Origin of the sequence: Gilliamella apis (assembly GCF_030758615.1) — a bacterium.
Classification (GTDB): domain Bacteria; phylum Pseudomonadota; class Gammaproteobacteria; order Enterobacterales; family Orbaceae; genus Gilliamella; species Gilliamella apis_A.
In genome coordinates this window covers 317,412-333,253 of the sequence record NZ_CP132381.1, presented here as the reverse complement: position 1 = coordinate 333,253, position 15,842 = coordinate 317,412, and the positions used below count along the sequence as shown (strand labels likewise).

The following is a 15,842-nucleotide window of genomic DNA, read 5'->3' as shown; positions in this document are numbered from 1 at the left end:
ACAAAAACTCACCTTCTAGATAAGTTTTTGTTTTGGTCCTGCCTGAATTAAATCAGTAACATGCCTTAATGGATCCGATAGTATATATAACTAATATTTATTTCAAATTAAAATTTAAGAAATGTGATCTATATCTTATTTTATATAACTTAGATAATTACATTGCTATGCGTTAATTAACCGCAAACTTTAATATTTTTGCTAATTTTTAAGGCGCCTTCAATTTCAGCTTTGTGCAATCAATTGAGATCTTTATTTAATAAAATAACCCAAATAATCCACTATGAATAATCACTAATTATCTTTAAATGACAATATTATGATTCAAATTAGAACAACCATCTTTTTACATAATTTTTCTTATCTTATCAGATAACAAATTGTGATATTAATGGTTTTGTGTTAGTTTCTCTGTCTTTACAAATTTACATTAGTCATTGACTTAGCAAGGTCTAACTATGTCCAATTCATCTGCTAAAAAAGTTGCTTTTGCTGCTTTTATTGGTACTACCATTGAATGGTATGATTTTTATATCTATGCGTTAGCATCAGTCTTAATTTTTGGTCAACTTTTCTTTCCTTCTGATAATCAATTTGTGCAAGTTTTAGGGGCGTTTGCCTCATTTGCAGTTGGTTTTTTATCTCGACCATTAGGCGCAATAATTTTTGGCCATATTGGCGATCGATTAGGACGGAAAAAATCACTAATTATTACTTTGCTATTAATGGGCATTGCGACAACGTGTGTTGGTTTGTTACCCTCTTATCAACAAGCAGGCATCATCGCACCGATACTGTTAGTTGGATTACGTATTTTACAAGGTATTGCTGTCGGTGGTGAATGGGGTGGCGCAGTATTAATGGCTAATGAACATGCTCCCAAAGGCTTAAAAAACTTTTTCTCATCGTTTGCTCAGTGGGGGAGTCCGGCAGGTAATATTCTCGCATTATTAGTTTTTTCTTATATCATTAGCTTGCCTACGGATAAACTTATAGATAGCGGTTATTGGCGGATCCCATTTTTAGTCAGTTTTGTTTTATTAATTGTTGGAATTATTGCCAGAATTACCTTAACCGAGTCACCCGTATTTATCGAATCAGCTAAAAAGCAAGCGAGCTTGAAACAAAAAGAGTCGGTGCCAATTATTGAGGTGTTTAAACGGGCAACGCCAATACTGGTATTAGCCATATGCGCCAATGTACTGTCATTTAGTGGTATTTTTTCTAATACACTAATGATTGGTTATACAACAATGGCTCTAGGTGTTGAGAAGAACATCATCGTTGATGCACTATTTTGGATTGCAATGGTACACTTTATTGCGCAACCATTTATCTCTTATTTTTCAGAAAAGTTTTCAGCAACACGCTTTTTAATTATTTCAGCAATATTAGCGATGGCATCCGTATTTTTGTTATTTCCCATTATTCAAGCAGGAACAAAAACTAGCTTTATTATTGGTATTTCATTAAATGTACTTTGTTACAGTGGTTTCTATGGGGTAATAGCGGGTTATTTAAGCCGAATTTTCCCTGCTAGAATTCGCTATACAGGCTTATCCATGAGCTATCAAGGTTGCGCAGCTATTTTTGGTAGCCTTATTCCATTGATCGGGGGTTATATTATCTTTACCTACCAAACTTATTGGTTACCATTAGCGCTATTTTATTGTGGATTAGCAATGCTATCTATTATCAGCATCTATCTTTTAAGCCATTATCACTATTATGATGAATAAAAAGGCAACGACTTATGAAAACCGTTTTATCAATTCAATCTAATGTTGTTTATGGCTATGCAGGCAACAAAGTTGCCACATTAGCCATGCAATTACAAGGCGTTGAAGTCATGCCGATCCACACAGTACAACTATCGAGTAATACGGTTTATCCCGATTATGATGGTATTGTGCTGGGGGCTCAGCAAATTACACGGATCGTAAATAGTCTCGAAAAAATTGGCGTTTTAAAATCAATTGATGCCGTTATATCAGGTTACATCGGCCTTGCCGAACAAGGTGAAGAAATTATCGAAGCAGTAAAAAAGATAAAATATTATAACCCTAACGCCATTTATGTGTGCGATCCGGTTATGGGCGGAGATATTAATAAAGGGAGTTCGCTGCCGCAAAATATTATTGATTTTTTCACTAACCAAGCGATTAAACATGCAGACTATATTACGCCGAATCTATTAGAATTACAGATATTATCGAATATCGAAATTAAAACCTTTAGCGATGTACAAACGGCAATCAAAAAACTGCAACATCAACCTATCCAAGCAATTTTAGTTAAGAATTTAGTCCATGCCGGCAAAACCACAGAATTGTTTGAAATGATATTAGCCACACCATCGCAAAGTTATCACCTTGCCCGTCCATTATATGATTTTCCTTATCGTCCATTGGGCGTTGGCGATTTAATCTGTAGCTTGTTCACTGCTCATTTAATCAATGGCAAATCACAATTAAATGCGTTTGAACTAGCGGCCAATGCAGCGAATCATGTATTAGCTGTTACCAAACAAAAAGAGGTTAGAGAACTAGCGATTATTGATTCACAGGACTGGCTGAAAAAACCTGATTTACAGTATCGAGCAACACCATTATTATAAAAACAGCATTTTAAAAATAATTTGATTTAGATTATTGGCATAATTAATTAACAACACTAATAATAGATTAATATGTCATGTAAACAGGATGGATGAGATGAAAGGTTACCGAATTAGTTTGATTGCAACAGCGTGGTTGGCAACTATTGGGGTTGCTACTGCTTACGAAATTGATTGCCCAACCCGAATCAATATTAAATCCAATCATCCCGAACTTGAAGCAACTCCTGAGGGTTGGCAAGTTTCAATCAACAAAAATCGTAGCCTACTACTCACTAGTCTTGGTGTTTATTCCGATGAACCAGTTAAATTATTTGAATTAAAACCTGAAATTGGCATTATTGATGGCAAAAAACATGACCTCACATGGCAAATCAATTCAGCCTATGATGAAAATGGAAACTACGTTAAATGTAGCTATAATGGTGAGGAAGTCCAATTGGCAAAAAAAATCGAATCCATCGATGAAAAGTTGCTGGGCGATTTATGCAAATGATGAAAATCAACACACAACAGCCAAACTTATCTGTAGTACCAGCAAATTGCAAGAAGTGGAATAAGTTTCACTGTTTAATATTAAACCTTTGAATTTACGTATCTTCAATATAGCGTTTGTTATACTTAATCAATTTGATAATTGTCTTATCACCTTATCAAATTTAGCATATTTTAATCTATGCTTAGATGTCATTAATTGAACTAATAAGAAATATATCAAGATTTGTAACAAGAAAATAAGATATTAGTAGTTTTAAACAATGAAAAAATAAAAGGAAAACAATGAATTTTTTTCACAACCTTAAGAAAAATATTAAGAAATATCCTGTTTTGTTTATCGTGTTATTTCTATTTTATATTGTGGGTATAATTTTTCTTATTTTTAATAAAATGCAACTAGATATTTGTACATTTATAATTTCTATTACATTAGTAATTATGATGCTGATAATTTATGATGTTGGTTTTGCAAGTTATCAACAAAAGCAATTAACTATTAGATGGCTTAAATTTACATTTTTACTACCCCAAAAAAAATCAAAAAAAATTTTGCATTTTATTTTTTTTCTATCTGGTTGGGGAACACTATTTGGTACTTTAGCTTTTATTGCATTATTATTAAAATTCAACTGGTTAACTATTTTTGTTTTTTTTATATTTCAATGCATTACAGCTATCTTAATAATAGCATCTTATGTAAATCATAAAAAAATTACTAGTTTGGCTGTAGCGATTAAAAGCAGTTTTTTAGTTATTATATATAATTTTTTAGATTTCTTTAGTAATAATTCTGGGCGTTCTTTAGTCTCGCAAATAATATCAGTTCCCCCAGAACAAATTCCGACTATAACACGTGGGATATATTGGTATTACTTTATTACAATAGTAAGTATGTTTTTACTGCTAATTATTATATTTTGGGCTGATTTAGCAAAAAATAGAAAAATTTTATATAAATTACCATTTTTAACTTATATTTTTATTTTCATAAGTATTATATTACCAATTCAATTAATCACTTATAATGTAAATAATATTATTAATACTATTATTGAAAAAACATACGTTGCTGACACAATGAATTATTTTAAATGCGATAACAAAATTATACAAAAAGTTCCCAGTGATAGTGCTCGATACTTGAAAGTTGATGAAAATGAATTTCGTGTATTCTATTTTAAAGAAGGTGAAAGTAATATGCAATTAACCACATATCTCTGTAATGGATCTAATTATACTGAAATTGATATTCATAAAAAATAATTATTTAAATTGCAATTATAATGATTGCAATTTAAAAATACATTTGAAGAGCACATAGAAAAAATATCTTATTTATTGTTTTTATTTAATTTTTCCATTAAATATGGTATAATAAAAGCATTAAATACTGATTTAATAAATTCAGTAAAATCACCATTAGAGGAATCGTAAAAAATGAAGAATAAAATTAAAAAAGCAAGAAATCTTTCGAAATTAAACTTAGTTAAAATTTTGACCTGTATAGCTGTGGTTTTTCCTAATAAAATAACCACAGCTATACAGGTTTAATTATATCATATTTCATAAAAAATAACAACAAATTTTTCATTTACACTTATCCTATAAACCTTTCTAGACATTTCATTTGCTATATTTTTTTAAATAATTAAGGAGTCTATGCCATCAAAAGGTCAACGATCATGTATCATTCTCTATTACCAATTGAGCAACATCTTGCCGCTGAGCGTTTTTTGCTGGCGTTGCCGGATTTGGTGGCGACAACGCCTTTATGTCGACGTTTTAAACCAGCTTCATTGTTCATAAATATTGCGCCAATGACGTTAAGCAATCAACCACATAGCTTTATTGCAGATAAGTTTAACCTTTCAGCGCGAGCAGCACGGCGGTGGGATAATGTTATCCGTCAATTGTTAGCACAATATGAACCAGAACTTTATCAAGCGATTCTTAACCTTGCTCAAGCAAAACCAACAGAAGTTTTTCAGCAAGCTAAGGCTTTTAAATCGTGGCTTACTAGGCTACTTAAGACGTCTGTCATGCCTTGCGATTATTGCCACTCTTTGAATACTATTCGCATTGGCCATCGGCTTAATTTTCGTTGTAAAACCTGTCGGAGAACCTTTAACCCACTGAAAAAATATCAACTTAATAAGTTATCTCACCATGAACGATGGTTGCCGTTTATTGATTTATCGCTGCAAGGTGAAACATATAAAACCATTCAGCAACAATTAGGCATTAATGCCAATACCGCAGCTAAATGGCAGCGCTATTTTTTTACATTGATGGAAGAACAAGGATTTACACTTTTAGTTAACTATTGCCGAACAAAGCGACGCCAGCGTTATCGTCAAACTTGGTTAGATATTAATGCCAATAGTCCACATATTAAAGCAAAATAATATTATTATATTTGTAAAAAATATTGAGGAGTCTATACCGTCTTAATTTTTCTTAATAAGAAAATAGATGCGATAAAACACAATAAGGTTATGTTGAGCTATTTTAATTGCTGCCGATAATCATAGATTAATGGGTGCAACCGATCCTCGTGGTGATAGCTTAGCTGCGGGGGTATTGATGATTGATTAAAATAACAAATCAAATCAGAAATGATAAAACTAATATAATAAAGATAATGACATCAATCATTATCTTTATTAACTCGCTATATAGATGCCAGTTTTTGGAGAAACTGACATCTTTTTTACATCATACTTTAAAGGTTATCCACGGTTTAAGTTTGACTGCGGTTTGGATTAAACCGGCATTCTCTTGTGCTTGAATGACTGGCGTAATCGGTTTATATGCAGCAGGCGCTTCCTCAAATAATCGCTCTTGTTTTAAAGTAACGCATTGCCATGGCAATAAGGCGTTATCAGAGGCCAATTTTTTACTGCGCATCGTTTGCCTTTTTTCAGCTCGTCCTGCGCCATGTGAGCAAGACCATAACCAATCAGGATGACCTTTTCCTATTGCAACATAAGAATAATCACCCATAGAGCCTGGTATCAATGCTATTTCACCTAAATGTGCGGGTGTTGCACCTTTGCGATGAATATTCATGCCATTCTCAGGAAAAATGACATTGTGTGAGATATCAACCAATAATTGACTCGCATCCTGCTTAAAGAGAGTATTAAAGGTTTTACGTACCAGCTCTGTGATCACAATGCGGTTTATCCAAGCATAACGCGCAGCAACACCCATCGCTTGCAAATACTCTTGAGCATGATTGTCTGTCAAAGCAAATAAACCTGATTTAGGGTATTTTTGATCGACCGGCCATAATGCTTTGGCTTTATCTTGCCAACGCTTGCCAATATAAAAACCGACATCACGTGATCCAGTATGGATCATAACCACAATAGCATCTTTCTTTAAACCTAATTGATAAGCGACATGGCGATCAATAATTTCATCAACAATTTGTAATTCAACAAAATGGTTACCTGAACCGACTGTACCTAAACTTGCCGGACGAATAATTGCTCGTTTTTCAAAAAAGGCTTCGGGAGCATACTGGCTATCGGCTGAAAGAAGATCATTGCCAGAAATTTTACTAATCTCATGCGAGAGCCGATCAAAATTGACACTATTCCATAAACCTTGTTGCGGTAAAGTTCCTAACCAAGCAGTAAGACCTTCATCAAACAGCGCTTGAAAAGATGTAGGGGTAACCGGTACATCGCGCTCATCATGCAATAACACCTGTTTTAATTGCTCAATGAGTTTTGATTTTTGTTCATCCACCTCATTAAGACTTAAGCCTGTAGTAAACAGGCGCATACCACAATTAATATCCGTGCCTATCGCCGCAGGAATAATTAAATCAGGAGTCGTGGCAACTATACTTCCAACTGGTGCAATCGTACCAGGATGAAAGTCTGGCGTAGCCCTTGCAGCGCAAACTTTGCCATCACTATTGGGCATTGTTACCGATGCAAAATCGAGTAATTGCTCAACCGCTTTTTCTTCTAACGGTAACGGATTAGGTAATAATACTTGTGCCGTAATATCTTGTTTATTAAATGTGTAAATATCATTATTAAAATGAGTTTCAATCCCACATCGGGATAAGCGTTTTTGTAAACGGGTAAATGTAGACATAATAGCCACCTAGAAAACAATAAAATACCGTCCTCTCAATTTGAGAAGATAATTACTGTTTCCTGCAGCAGCACTATTCAGGAAAGCGGCCGTATTCTAGACTAAAGTTTATTAAAAAGTAAACTGATAAATCATTTTTTTATTAGATCATCAATTATTACTGTGTATTATTTCCCAACTCAGGCCAAATTTAGCTAAGTATTTTTTTAGGCGATCAGCATCGTTACTGCGCTGTTTTTTGCTTCTTGAAACAGCAAATAGTGCTCGGCCTGCTTCAGACAAGGAGGCACTGTTTTGGCATATTTCTAATACTTTTTCTAACTGGCAACGATCAAATTCATCAATTTCAGTTGGAATTAAATCGTTAAAGCTTTTGGTTGTTTGCTGCCAATTTTGCTGTAAACGACCGATTTCTTGCTCAACTTGTTGTAATGTAATATTGGCTTGTGGTGCTAATGTCGCCATACGGGTAATCGAACTATTGAGTTCACGAAAATTGCCTTGCCATTTTACTTGAGGAGAAGTGGCAAATTTCAGATAGGCATTACGGGATTGTTGATTGAATCGTGGCAGAATGCCATATTCTTTGGCATAACGGGCTAGCTCAAAATCTATATTGGGTTCAATATCTTCCTTTCTTTCCGCCAATCCTGGTAATTGATAACTCCAAAGATTAATTCTTGCAAAAAGATCTTCACGAAACTCACCTTGTGCTATAGCCTGTTTGAGATCTTTATTGGTACCAGCAATTAATTGAAAATTGCTTTGAATCGGTTTGTCACTGCCATACGGATAAAATTGTTTTTCCTCTATCGCTTTCAATAGCATTGCTTGTTCATCAAGACCTAATTCACCAATTTCATCTAAAAACAATAAGCCGCCATCGGCACTTTTAAGTAATCCGGTGCGGGCAATATTGGCACCAGTAAAAGCACCTTTAACGTGACCAAACAAGGTTGACATTGCGCCATCACCGCGTAATGTTGCACAGTTGATCTCAACAAATTGCCCTTGAATTTGATGATTATTGTGTTTGAGTAAATAAATCTGTTTAGCTAAAAATGATTTACCCGCACCAGTTGGCCCAGACAATAAAATCGGCGCATGTGATCGACTAGCAACTTGTTCTATTTCGGCTATTAGCTGATTAAATCGCTGATTACGGGTTGCAATACCCGATTTTAAAAGATCGGTGGCCTGAGATGCATAGTGTTGGAAACGAGTCAGGATCTTATCATATCGATGTAGATTCAAATCAATCTGATTCATTGTGCCACGAGGAGTCATTGCCAATATGTCATCGTCATTTAACTCATTATTGCTAGCGCTAATATCTTTTGGTTGTGGCGGTGACATTTGGAGCAATTTGGCCGGAAAGTAACGTGATTCAGTCAATAAAAACCAGCAAATCTGTGCAACGTGTGTCCCAGTAGTAATGTGAACATAATATTCTTCTTTATCAGGCTCAAAGGTATATTTTTCGGCAATATCAAATAAGCAAGTATAAACTTGCTCAAAATCCCAAGGATCTGCTATGTCTATGACTATTGGTCTAACTTCAGTCTGTGGTGATAACAGTTTAATATCATTAATGATTTCACAAAGTAGATGATAATCATTTTGATAATAAAGTAATTCTAAACGAGTAATAGGTTTATCGGCATGATGACATAAAGCAATGGTTGGTCGCCAATGCTTCCATCGTCGTTTACCTTTGCCTCGTTGGTCAAGGACATTTCCGAGAAAACCAAACACCACATTCTTTTTCATAAACTTATCTATTTTTATAAATTAATATCTAAAATTATAAAAAATACCATTAAAAAAAACCATGTAAATTTTAATCAATAATGAAGAAAAAAATTTATTTCATTTAAAAACATGTAATTAAAAAATAATTTTAGCTTTTTTTATTAATTGGCACGCTTTTCGCAATAATTAATATGAAGATATAAAAAATATTTTTATAAAACTAAACTTATCAACAAGTGATAACTTGTTAAATGAAATGAAAAAGAGAAAAGGAATTAAAAATGACTCAATATCATTTATTGCAAACCGAAAATGCCAAACCGATTAAGATGTGGACAGAAGGAGTACCAGTTGATCAAGGAGCTAAAGACCAATTAAGCAAAACAGCACAACTTCCTTTTATTTTTAAGCATATTGCTGTAATGCCTGATGTTCATGTTGGTAAAGGTTCGACTATTGGTAGCGTAATCCCAACAATGGGCGCCATTATTCCTGCTGCCGTCGGTGTGGATATTGGTTGCGGGATGATAGCCGTACAAACATCATTAATGGCAACAGATTTACCAGATAATTTATTACCATTAAGAACCGAAATAGAAAAAGCGGTACCACATGGTATCTCGCCAAAAAATCATAAACAAGATAATGGTAGTTGGCATAATCCACCGACTTTGATCGACCAACATTGGCAACAATTATTACCAGGTTTTCAAAAGTTAATTGACAAGTATCCTCATTTGGAAAATACCAATAACTATCGACATCTAGGAACACTTGGTACAGGTAACCATTTTATCGAAATCTGTTTAGATGAAGCCGACCGAGTTTGGATCATGTTGCATAGTGGATCACGAGGTGTCGGTAATGCTATTGGTCGCTTTTTTATTGAGATGGCCAGAAAAGATATGGAAGTCCATATAAAAAATCTACCAGATAGAGATTTAGCTTACTTAGAAGAAGGTACTGAACATTTTCAGGATTATGTCGATGCCGTTCATTGGGCACAAGAGTTTGCTCGACTTAACCGTGAAGCAATGATAACCAATGTGATTTTAGCTATGCGTAAAATCATTACTAAACCATTTACAACACATATGTCGGCAATTAACTGTCACCATAATTATGTGCAAAAAGAGCATCATTTTGGTGAAGAGATCTTTGTTACACGTAAAGGAGCAGTTTCTGCCCGTAAAGGGGAATTAGGGATTATTCCAGGATCAATGGGAGCGAAAAGCTACATTGTTCGCGGACTGGGAAATGAAGAAAGCTTTTGCTCTTGTTCTCATGGTGCTGGACGGGTTATGAGTCGCACAGAAGCGAAAAAGAAATTTACCATCGCAGATCAAATTAAAGCAACTGCACATGTTGAATGTCGTAAAGATGCCAATGTTATTGATGAAATTCCAATGGCATATAAAGATATTGATGCTGTAATGACAGCACAAAATGAATTAGTTGAGATTGTTCATCAACTACGACAAGTGGTCTGTGTGAAAGGATAAATGATATCGAGGATAACTTCCTCGATGATCATGACAGTAATAATATGATAACTAATGATTACTTATAACATTTTGATATAAACAATTAATCATTCACGATAACGATAACATATTTTAAGGATAAACAATGACAACGAATTTAAACACAACAACTGAGCAACCATTTCCAATAGTATGGGATAACAATAGAATCAGTATTTATCAGTTTTTACTCCCTTATCAAAATGCTGATAAATTACCAGATATAGCGCAAACACTCCCTGATGAATCTTTGGATAATAACGAATTCAAATGGGCAGATGGAGCAATGGATGGTGTTATCAATCATCACGGCGCATCAACAGAACAAAATTGTGCAGAAAATATGCTAATGTTGCTTCAACAAATAACAATACAACCTAATCAATCAAATATCGAGCAACTGTATAATTTAGTCACCACTGAACGTACATTAAGCTTTATTGATGATTTAGCTGAAGCAATACCGAACATTGATGTTGATTTTGATAAATTATATGAGTTTGTCTATTGGTTAGCCATTAATAGTCCTGATCGTGAAATCATTAAATTTAGTATTGCTATATTGGGCTGTTTTACCACCGAACAAACCGAATTATTTATGTTATTCGGTATGCATAATGAGTTTAGCTTATATTCTGCTATTGCATTAGAAAATACATTATCATCTGAAAATGATATTGAAAATACCTTAATGAAACTAGCCCAAAAAGTTGATGGTTGGGGACGTATTCAAATCGTCGAACGGTTAACCAACTATCCATTATCATCAGCAAGCAAAGATTGGTTGTTAAGAGCTGGTTATCAAAATAGCATTATGAATGAATATCTTGCTTATACCTGCGCAGTAGCCGGTGAATTAGATAAGGTGTTAGAGCAAGAGAGTATTGATAATGAATTAATTAGCTCAATCGGTGAAATTCTAGAAGCTTTAATTAACGGTGGGCCTGCTGAGGATATATATTGTTATGATGTTGGTGCTCAAATTTGTGCCAATTATTTAACTCATCTACTTAAACAACCAAACTTAGTCGATCTGAATATATTACGAACGGTCAAATTAATACATAATTTTGTTGCTGAAGAGGTAGATGAAAATACGCCTAACTGGCAAGAACAAATAAAAGATGAAATAATCGAAAAAGCTAATCAGTTTATTCAACAAGATAAATGGCTAGAATTGATTGAAGAAAACCTAACGGCTAACAGTGAGAATCAATTTTCGCTAGCAGCAGAACTTTATTCTCAATATGGTTTTGATGCATGGCCAGCACGATTTGAATATCAGAAAAAATATAATGGTGATCAGTGGAATGATTTAATGCAAAGTGATTCAATATCAAGAATCCAACAAGTTATTCAATTAGCTAATCAACAATATGATTTTGCTAAACTCGCAACCGGACCTACATTGGATGATGGCTTTGGCGAAGATGATGCACATTATATATTATTACTGATATTACAAGAACTTAATCGTTTTCCTGAGGTTGGTGAAGATTTATTATTAATCGCTTTAAAAAGCCCGCTAATACGACATCGAACTATGGCATTAAATGCTATAAAAACTTGGGATCGGTCATTATGGTCAGACAATATCAAAACAGCAATACAAGAATTGGTAATCATCGAACCTGATGACGAGATTAAAGAAGATTTAACCGCATTAATAGCTGAAATGAATGATTAAAAATTTTATTCAATTGATGGTTATTATAAAAATTAATAAGGATGTTATTGAAAATGCAAAACCGTATACAAGAAAAACTTATTGAATTAGAACAACAATATAACATCAATATCATTTTTGCCTGTGAGTCTGGTAGCCGAGCATGGGGATTTCCCTCACCAAATAGTGATTATGATGTTCGTTTTATTTATATTCATCCAATTGATAAATATTTATCAATTGATAATCCTGCTTCTCATCTGACTTTTCCAATCGACGATGAGTTGGATTTACATGGGTGGGATTTGAAAAAAACGTTACAGTTAATTCGCAAATCCAATACTACGCCATTTGAGTGGTTGCAGTCACCAATTATTTATCAGCAAAATGCTGCAATTGCTGAGCCATTATGGCAATTATGCGCAGAATTTTTTAATGCCCGCGGTAATATTTTTCACTATTTAGGTATAGCGAAAAGTGCTTGGCAAAGTAGTGAAGGGCAACAAATTGGTGTCAAAAAGTTATTTTATGTGTTAAGACCACTATTATGTGCTAAATGGTGTTTAGAAAAACAGCAAATCGCGCCGATGGCAATAGCACCATTATTGACGCTATTGCCCGAAAATTTACGTAACAAAATCAATAAGATTATTGAGCAAAAAGCAACCATGGCTGAATCACAACTTATCGCTATCGATCCTGAAATATTACTATTTATTGAACAATCGATGAATGATATTTTGCAACAGGTTGCACCAATAACAGAACGGCATTTTAAACCAGCTAAATTAGATCAATTTTTCATAAAAACATTGATGAGTTTGCAATAGGAAAAGAATATCAAATGACAATTGATGATTTAAAAAGGCAAAATTTAATCTTATTTGAGGTTATCAGTGGTAGCCGTGCTTTTGGATTAGCCACTGAAACATCCGATACTGATATCAAAGGGGTATTTTACTTACCAAAAGAAAAATTTTATGGACTTGAATACATTCCACAAATTAGTAATGCCTCAAATGATATTGTCTATTATGAATTAGGCCGGTTTGTTGAATTACTGCTTAAAAATAACCCTAATATTTTAGAAGTGTTAGCTTCCAGCCCGGAATGTATTTTATATCAACATCCGATTATGCAGCAGTTGACCCTCAATCTTTTTTTATCTAAACAAACCGAACAAACATTTGCTCACTATGCAATATCGCAAATAAAAAAAGCTAAAGGGTTGAATAAAAAAATCAATAACCCAGTAGAAGTTAAACGAAAAACAGTACTGGATTTTTGTTATATTATTCAAGGGCAACATACTTATCCAATGACCAACTGGTTAACACAAAATGGTTTACAGCAACAGTGTTGTGGTTTAGTTAATATACCTCATGGTAGAGATTTATATGCCCTTTTCTATGATGCGTCAGGTAGTTGTGGTTATCATGGCATTATTCAGCATGAAGATTCCACGGAACTCTGTTTATCTTCGGTGAAAATCGATACCCCTGTGATGGCTTATTTGAGTTTTAATCGTGATGGCTTCTCATCGCATTGCCGTGACTATAAAGCGTATTGGCAATGGGTCGCCAATCGTAATCAACAACGTTATAAAAATAATATTGAAAATGGCAATGATTTTGATGCTAAAAACATGATGCATACCATTCGGTTATTGCAAGTTGCCTACGAAATCATGACAAAAGGAACCATTACCAATAAACGATCTAATCGCGATGAACTGTTAGCCATTAAGCAAGGTAAATTAAGCTATGATGAGATTATGCAACTTGCTGAGTCGTTATTAGCAAAAATTGAAACCGCATCATTGTCATCGCGATTACCTGACCAACCTAATCGCCAAAAAGCATTAGCGGTTTTACTAACTATGCGTAATCACTTATATCAATCATAATGATTAATAAAAAAGCGCTCATTTTAATAACGGCGCTTTTTTACATTCATTTTTACTAAAGCTTATTATTTATCATCACCAGCCAATAAATATAATGCTTCGTATGGTCTTAATTGGATTTCAGAGTCGAATGCGGTTGCTTGCTGATAATTACTCAATAATCTTTGCCAATTACTACCTTGTAAGTTTTTTGGTAACTGCCAGTTAACAGGTTGTTCAGTTAGATTGGTTATCACTAATAGTTGTTGATTATTGTAGCGGCGCAAGTAACACCAATAATCAGCAACATTGGTGGTTAAATCTTGATAATCACCAAAAATAAATATTGGGTGCTCTTTGCGTAATTTAATTAATGTTTGATAGCAGTAAAAGATCGAATTCTGATCAGCCAATGCGGCTTTGACATTAATTTGTCGATAATTATTTGCCACCTCAATCCATGGTTTTCCCGTTGTGAAACCAGCATTTAAGCTATCATCCCATTGCATAGGCGTACGACTGTTATCACGTGATTTACTCGCTAAAATTGCTAAAATTTCCGCTTCATTCATCCCTTCAGCTATTTTTTCTTGGTAGATATTTAAACTTTCGACATCACGATATTGGTTAATACTATTAAAATGCGGATTGGTCATGCCGATCTCTTCACCTTGATAGAGATATGGCGTACCTTGTAATCCATATAGTAACATAGCAAGCATTTTCGCTGATTCACGGTGATATTGGTTTTCATTACCTAAGCGTGACACAATTCTCGGTTGGTCATGATTACACCAAAAAATGGCATTCCATGCTTTAGCATGCATCCCAGTTTGCCAATCACCAATAATATTCTTTAACTCAAGCAAATCTGGTTTAGCTAATGCCCATTTATAGCCATTTGGATAATCAACTTTTAAATGATGAAAGTTGAAAGTCATAGTGAGCTCTTTTCCGTCTAACGAGGCATATTGCAAACAGTTAGCTAATGAGGTCGAAGACATTTCACCAACAGTTTTGAGATCATTAGGTTGGAAGGCATCACGACTCATCTCTTGTAAAAACTCGTGGATTTTGGGGCCATCGGTATAGAAACGTCGACCATCACCATTGTTGTCATCAGCAAAATCCTGTTGTTTGGAGACTAAATTAATCACATCCAGTCTTAATGCATCAACGCCTTTATCTGCCCAAAATTGGCATACTTTCTTAATTTCGTTGCGAACTTGTGGATTTTCCCAATTAAGATCAGCTTGCTCTTTGGCAAATAGGTGTAAGTAATATTGCCCAGATTGTTCATGCCATTGCCATGCTTTACCACCAAACTTGGAGCGCCAATTATTGGGCTCGCTACCGTCCGCCTTAGCATCTTTCCAGATATAAAATGAGCGATAAGGGCTAGATTTATCTAAGGCTGATTTAAACCATGGATGCTCGGTTGAGGTATGGTTAAACACCATATCCATCATAATGCGGATGCCACGTTCATGCGCCTGTTTGACTAATAATTCAAAATCCGCCATTGAACCATAAGCCGGATCGATATCGTAATAATCGGCAACATCGTAGCCGTTATCTATTTGCGGTGATGGGTAAATCGGCGTTAACCAAATTGCGCTAATGCCGAGTTTTTTTAGATAATCTAATCGGCTAATGATGCCTAATAAATCGCCTGTGGCACTATCTTGGCTGGCTTGAAAACTTTTTGGGTAGATTTGGTAAATGGTGCCGTTTTGCCACCACGGAATATCAATTTTATTCATCACTTGCTCTTTATTTTTAATCAGT

Annotated in this window: 12 protein-coding genes; 9 read left to right on the top strand and 3 right to left on the bottom strand. The window is 34.5% G+C overall.

Annotated features, from left to right (window positions below; genetic code table 11):
• Nucleotides 1–458: 458 nt before the first annotated feature.
• The 5 genes from RAM17_RS01605 (at nucleotide 459) to RAM17_RS01585 (ending at nucleotide 5,520) form a co-directional block, all read left to right on the top strand.
• Nucleotides 459–1,739 carry an MFS transporter gene (locus tag RAM17_RS01605; RefSeq protein WP_086364198.1) on the top strand — a complete coding sequence of 427 codons (1,281 nt, stop codon included), beginning with the start codon at nucleotides 459–461 and terminating at the stop codon, nucleotides 1,737–1,739.
• A 14-nt stretch (nucleotides 1,740–1,753) separates the two neighbouring features.
• On the top strand, nucleotides 1,754–2,617 hold the full coding sequence (gene pdxY, locus RAM17_RS01600) for a pyridoxal kinase PdxY (protein WP_086364199.1): 864 nt from the start codon (nucleotides 1,754–1,756) through the stop codon (nucleotides 2,615–2,617).
• Nucleotides 2,618–2,714: 97 nt separating this feature from the next.
• Entirely contained in the window at nucleotides 2,715–3,113 is a 399-nt protein-coding gene (locus tag RAM17_RS01595; RefSeq protein ID WP_306240522.1) for an STY0301 family protein, read from the top strand.
• 284 nt (nucleotides 3,114–3,397) lie between these two features.
• Entirely contained in the window at nucleotides 3,398–4,378 is a 981-nt protein-coding gene (locus RAM17_RS01590) for a hypothetical protein (RefSeq protein ID WP_306240520.1), read from the top strand.
• Between the two features lie 419 nt (nucleotides 4,379–4,797).
• Entirely contained in the window at nucleotides 4,798–5,520 is a 723-nt protein-coding gene (locus RAM17_RS01585) for a hypothetical protein (RefSeq protein WP_110448801.1), read from the top strand.
• Nucleotides 5,521–5,830: 310 nt separating this feature from the next.
• Here the strand turns inward: RAM17_RS01585 and RAM17_RS01580 are convergent, their stop codons facing one another.
• Together RAM17_RS01580 and rtcR are read right to left on the bottom strand one after the other, a co-directional pair.
• Nucleotides 5,831–7,228 carry an RtcB family protein gene (locus RAM17_RS01580; protein WP_110448802.1) on the bottom strand — a complete coding sequence of 466 codons (1,398 nt, stop codon included), beginning with the start codon at nucleotides 7,226–7,228 and terminating at the stop codon, nucleotides 5,831–5,833.
• A gap of 150 nt (nucleotides 7,229–7,378) precedes the next feature.
• Nucleotides 7,379–8,998: an RNA repair transcriptional activator RtcR gene (rtcR, locus tag RAM17_RS01575; protein ID WP_110448803.1), complete on the bottom strand. Its 1,620-nt coding sequence runs from the start codon at nucleotides 8,996–8,998 to the stop codon at nucleotides 7,379–7,381.
• 263 nt (nucleotides 8,999–9,261) lie between these two features.
• On the opposite strand from rtcR, the gene RAM17_RS01570 reads away from it, so the two are divergent.
• The 4 genes from RAM17_RS01570 to RAM17_RS01555 all read left to right on the top strand — a co-directional run bounded on the left by RAM17_RS01570 (nucleotide 9,262) and on the right by RAM17_RS01555 (nucleotide 14,075).
• Nucleotides 9,262–10,482, top strand: coding sequence for an RtcB family protein (locus RAM17_RS01570; RefSeq protein WP_110448804.1), 1,221 nt, complete (start codon nucleotides 9,262–9,264; stop codon nucleotides 10,480–10,482).
• A 127-nt stretch (nucleotides 10,483–10,609) separates the two neighbouring features.
• On the top strand, nucleotides 10,610–12,190 hold the full coding sequence (locus RAM17_RS01565) for a hypothetical protein (protein WP_110448805.1): 1,581 nt from the start codon (nucleotides 10,610–10,612) through the stop codon (nucleotides 12,188–12,190).
• Nucleotides 12,191–12,243: 53 nt separating this feature from the next.
• Nucleotides 12,244–12,999, top strand: a complete 756-nt coding sequence (locus RAM17_RS01560) for a nucleotidyltransferase domain-containing protein (RefSeq protein ID WP_110448806.1) — start codon at nucleotides 12,244–12,246, stop codon at nucleotides 12,997–12,999.
• A gap of 14 nt (nucleotides 13,000–13,013) precedes the next feature.
• Entirely contained in the window at nucleotides 13,014–14,075 is a 1,062-nt protein-coding gene (locus tag RAM17_RS01555) for a nucleotidyltransferase domain-containing protein (RefSeq protein ID WP_306240515.1), read from the top strand.
• 65 nt (nucleotides 14,076–14,140) lie between these two features.
• On the opposite strand, the gene treC is transcribed toward RAM17_RS01555, so the two are convergent.
• A complete protein-coding gene (gene treC, locus RAM17_RS01550; protein ID WP_110448808.1) occupies nucleotides 14,141–15,817 on the bottom strand; it encodes an alpha,alpha-phosphotrehalase in 1,677 nt (558 codons plus the stop codon).
• Between the last annotated feature and the right edge of the window lie 25 nt (nucleotides 15,818–15,842).

What these genes read in the sequence shown, in the direction of transcription:
- rtcR (WP_110448803.1), bottom strand. Translation starts at nt 8,998, where the DNA reads ATGAAAAAGAATGTGGTGTTTGGTTTTCTCGGAAATGTCCTTGACCAA.
- RAM17_RS01595 (WP_306240522.1), top strand. Translation starts at nt 2,715, where the DNA reads ATGAAAGGTTACCGAATTAGTTTGATTGCAACAGCGTGGTTGGCAACT.
- RAM17_RS01605 (WP_086364198.1), top strand. Translation starts at nt 459, where the DNA reads ATGTCCAATTCATCTGCTAAAAAAGTTGCTTTTGCTGCTTTTATTGGT.
- RAM17_RS01560 (WP_110448806.1), top strand. Translation starts at nt 12,244, where the DNA reads ATGCAAAACCGTATACAAGAAAAACTTATTGAATTAGAACAACAATAT.
- RAM17_RS01590 (WP_306240520.1), top strand. Translation starts at nt 3,398, where the DNA reads ATGAATTTTTTTCACAACCTTAAGAAAAATATTAAGAAATATCCTGTT.
- RAM17_RS01585 (WP_110448801.1), top strand. Translation starts at nt 4,798, where the DNA reads ATGTATCATTCTCTATTACCAATTGAGCAACATCTTGCCGCTGAGCGT.
- RAM17_RS01580 (WP_110448802.1), bottom strand. Translation starts at nt 7,228, where the DNA reads ATGTCTACATTTACCCGTTTACAAAAACGCTTATCCCGATGTGGGATT.
- treC (WP_110448808.1), bottom strand. Translation starts at nt 15,817, where the DNA reads ATGAATAAAATTGATATTCCGTGGTGGCAAAACGGCACCATTTACCAA.
- RAM17_RS01565 (WP_110448805.1), top strand. Translation starts at nt 10,610, where the DNA reads ATGACAACGAATTTAAACACAACAACTGAGCAACCATTTCCAATAGTA.
- RAM17_RS01570 (WP_110448804.1), top strand. Translation starts at nt 9,262, where the DNA reads ATGACTCAATATCATTTATTGCAAACCGAAAATGCCAAACCGATTAAG.
- RAM17_RS01555 (WP_306240515.1), top strand. Translation starts at nt 13,014, where the DNA reads ATGACAATTGATGATTTAAAAAGGCAAAATTTAATCTTATTTGAGGTT.
- pdxY (WP_086364199.1), top strand. Translation starts at nt 1,754, where the DNA reads ATGAAAACCGTTTTATCAATTCAATCTAATGTTGTTTATGGCTATGCA.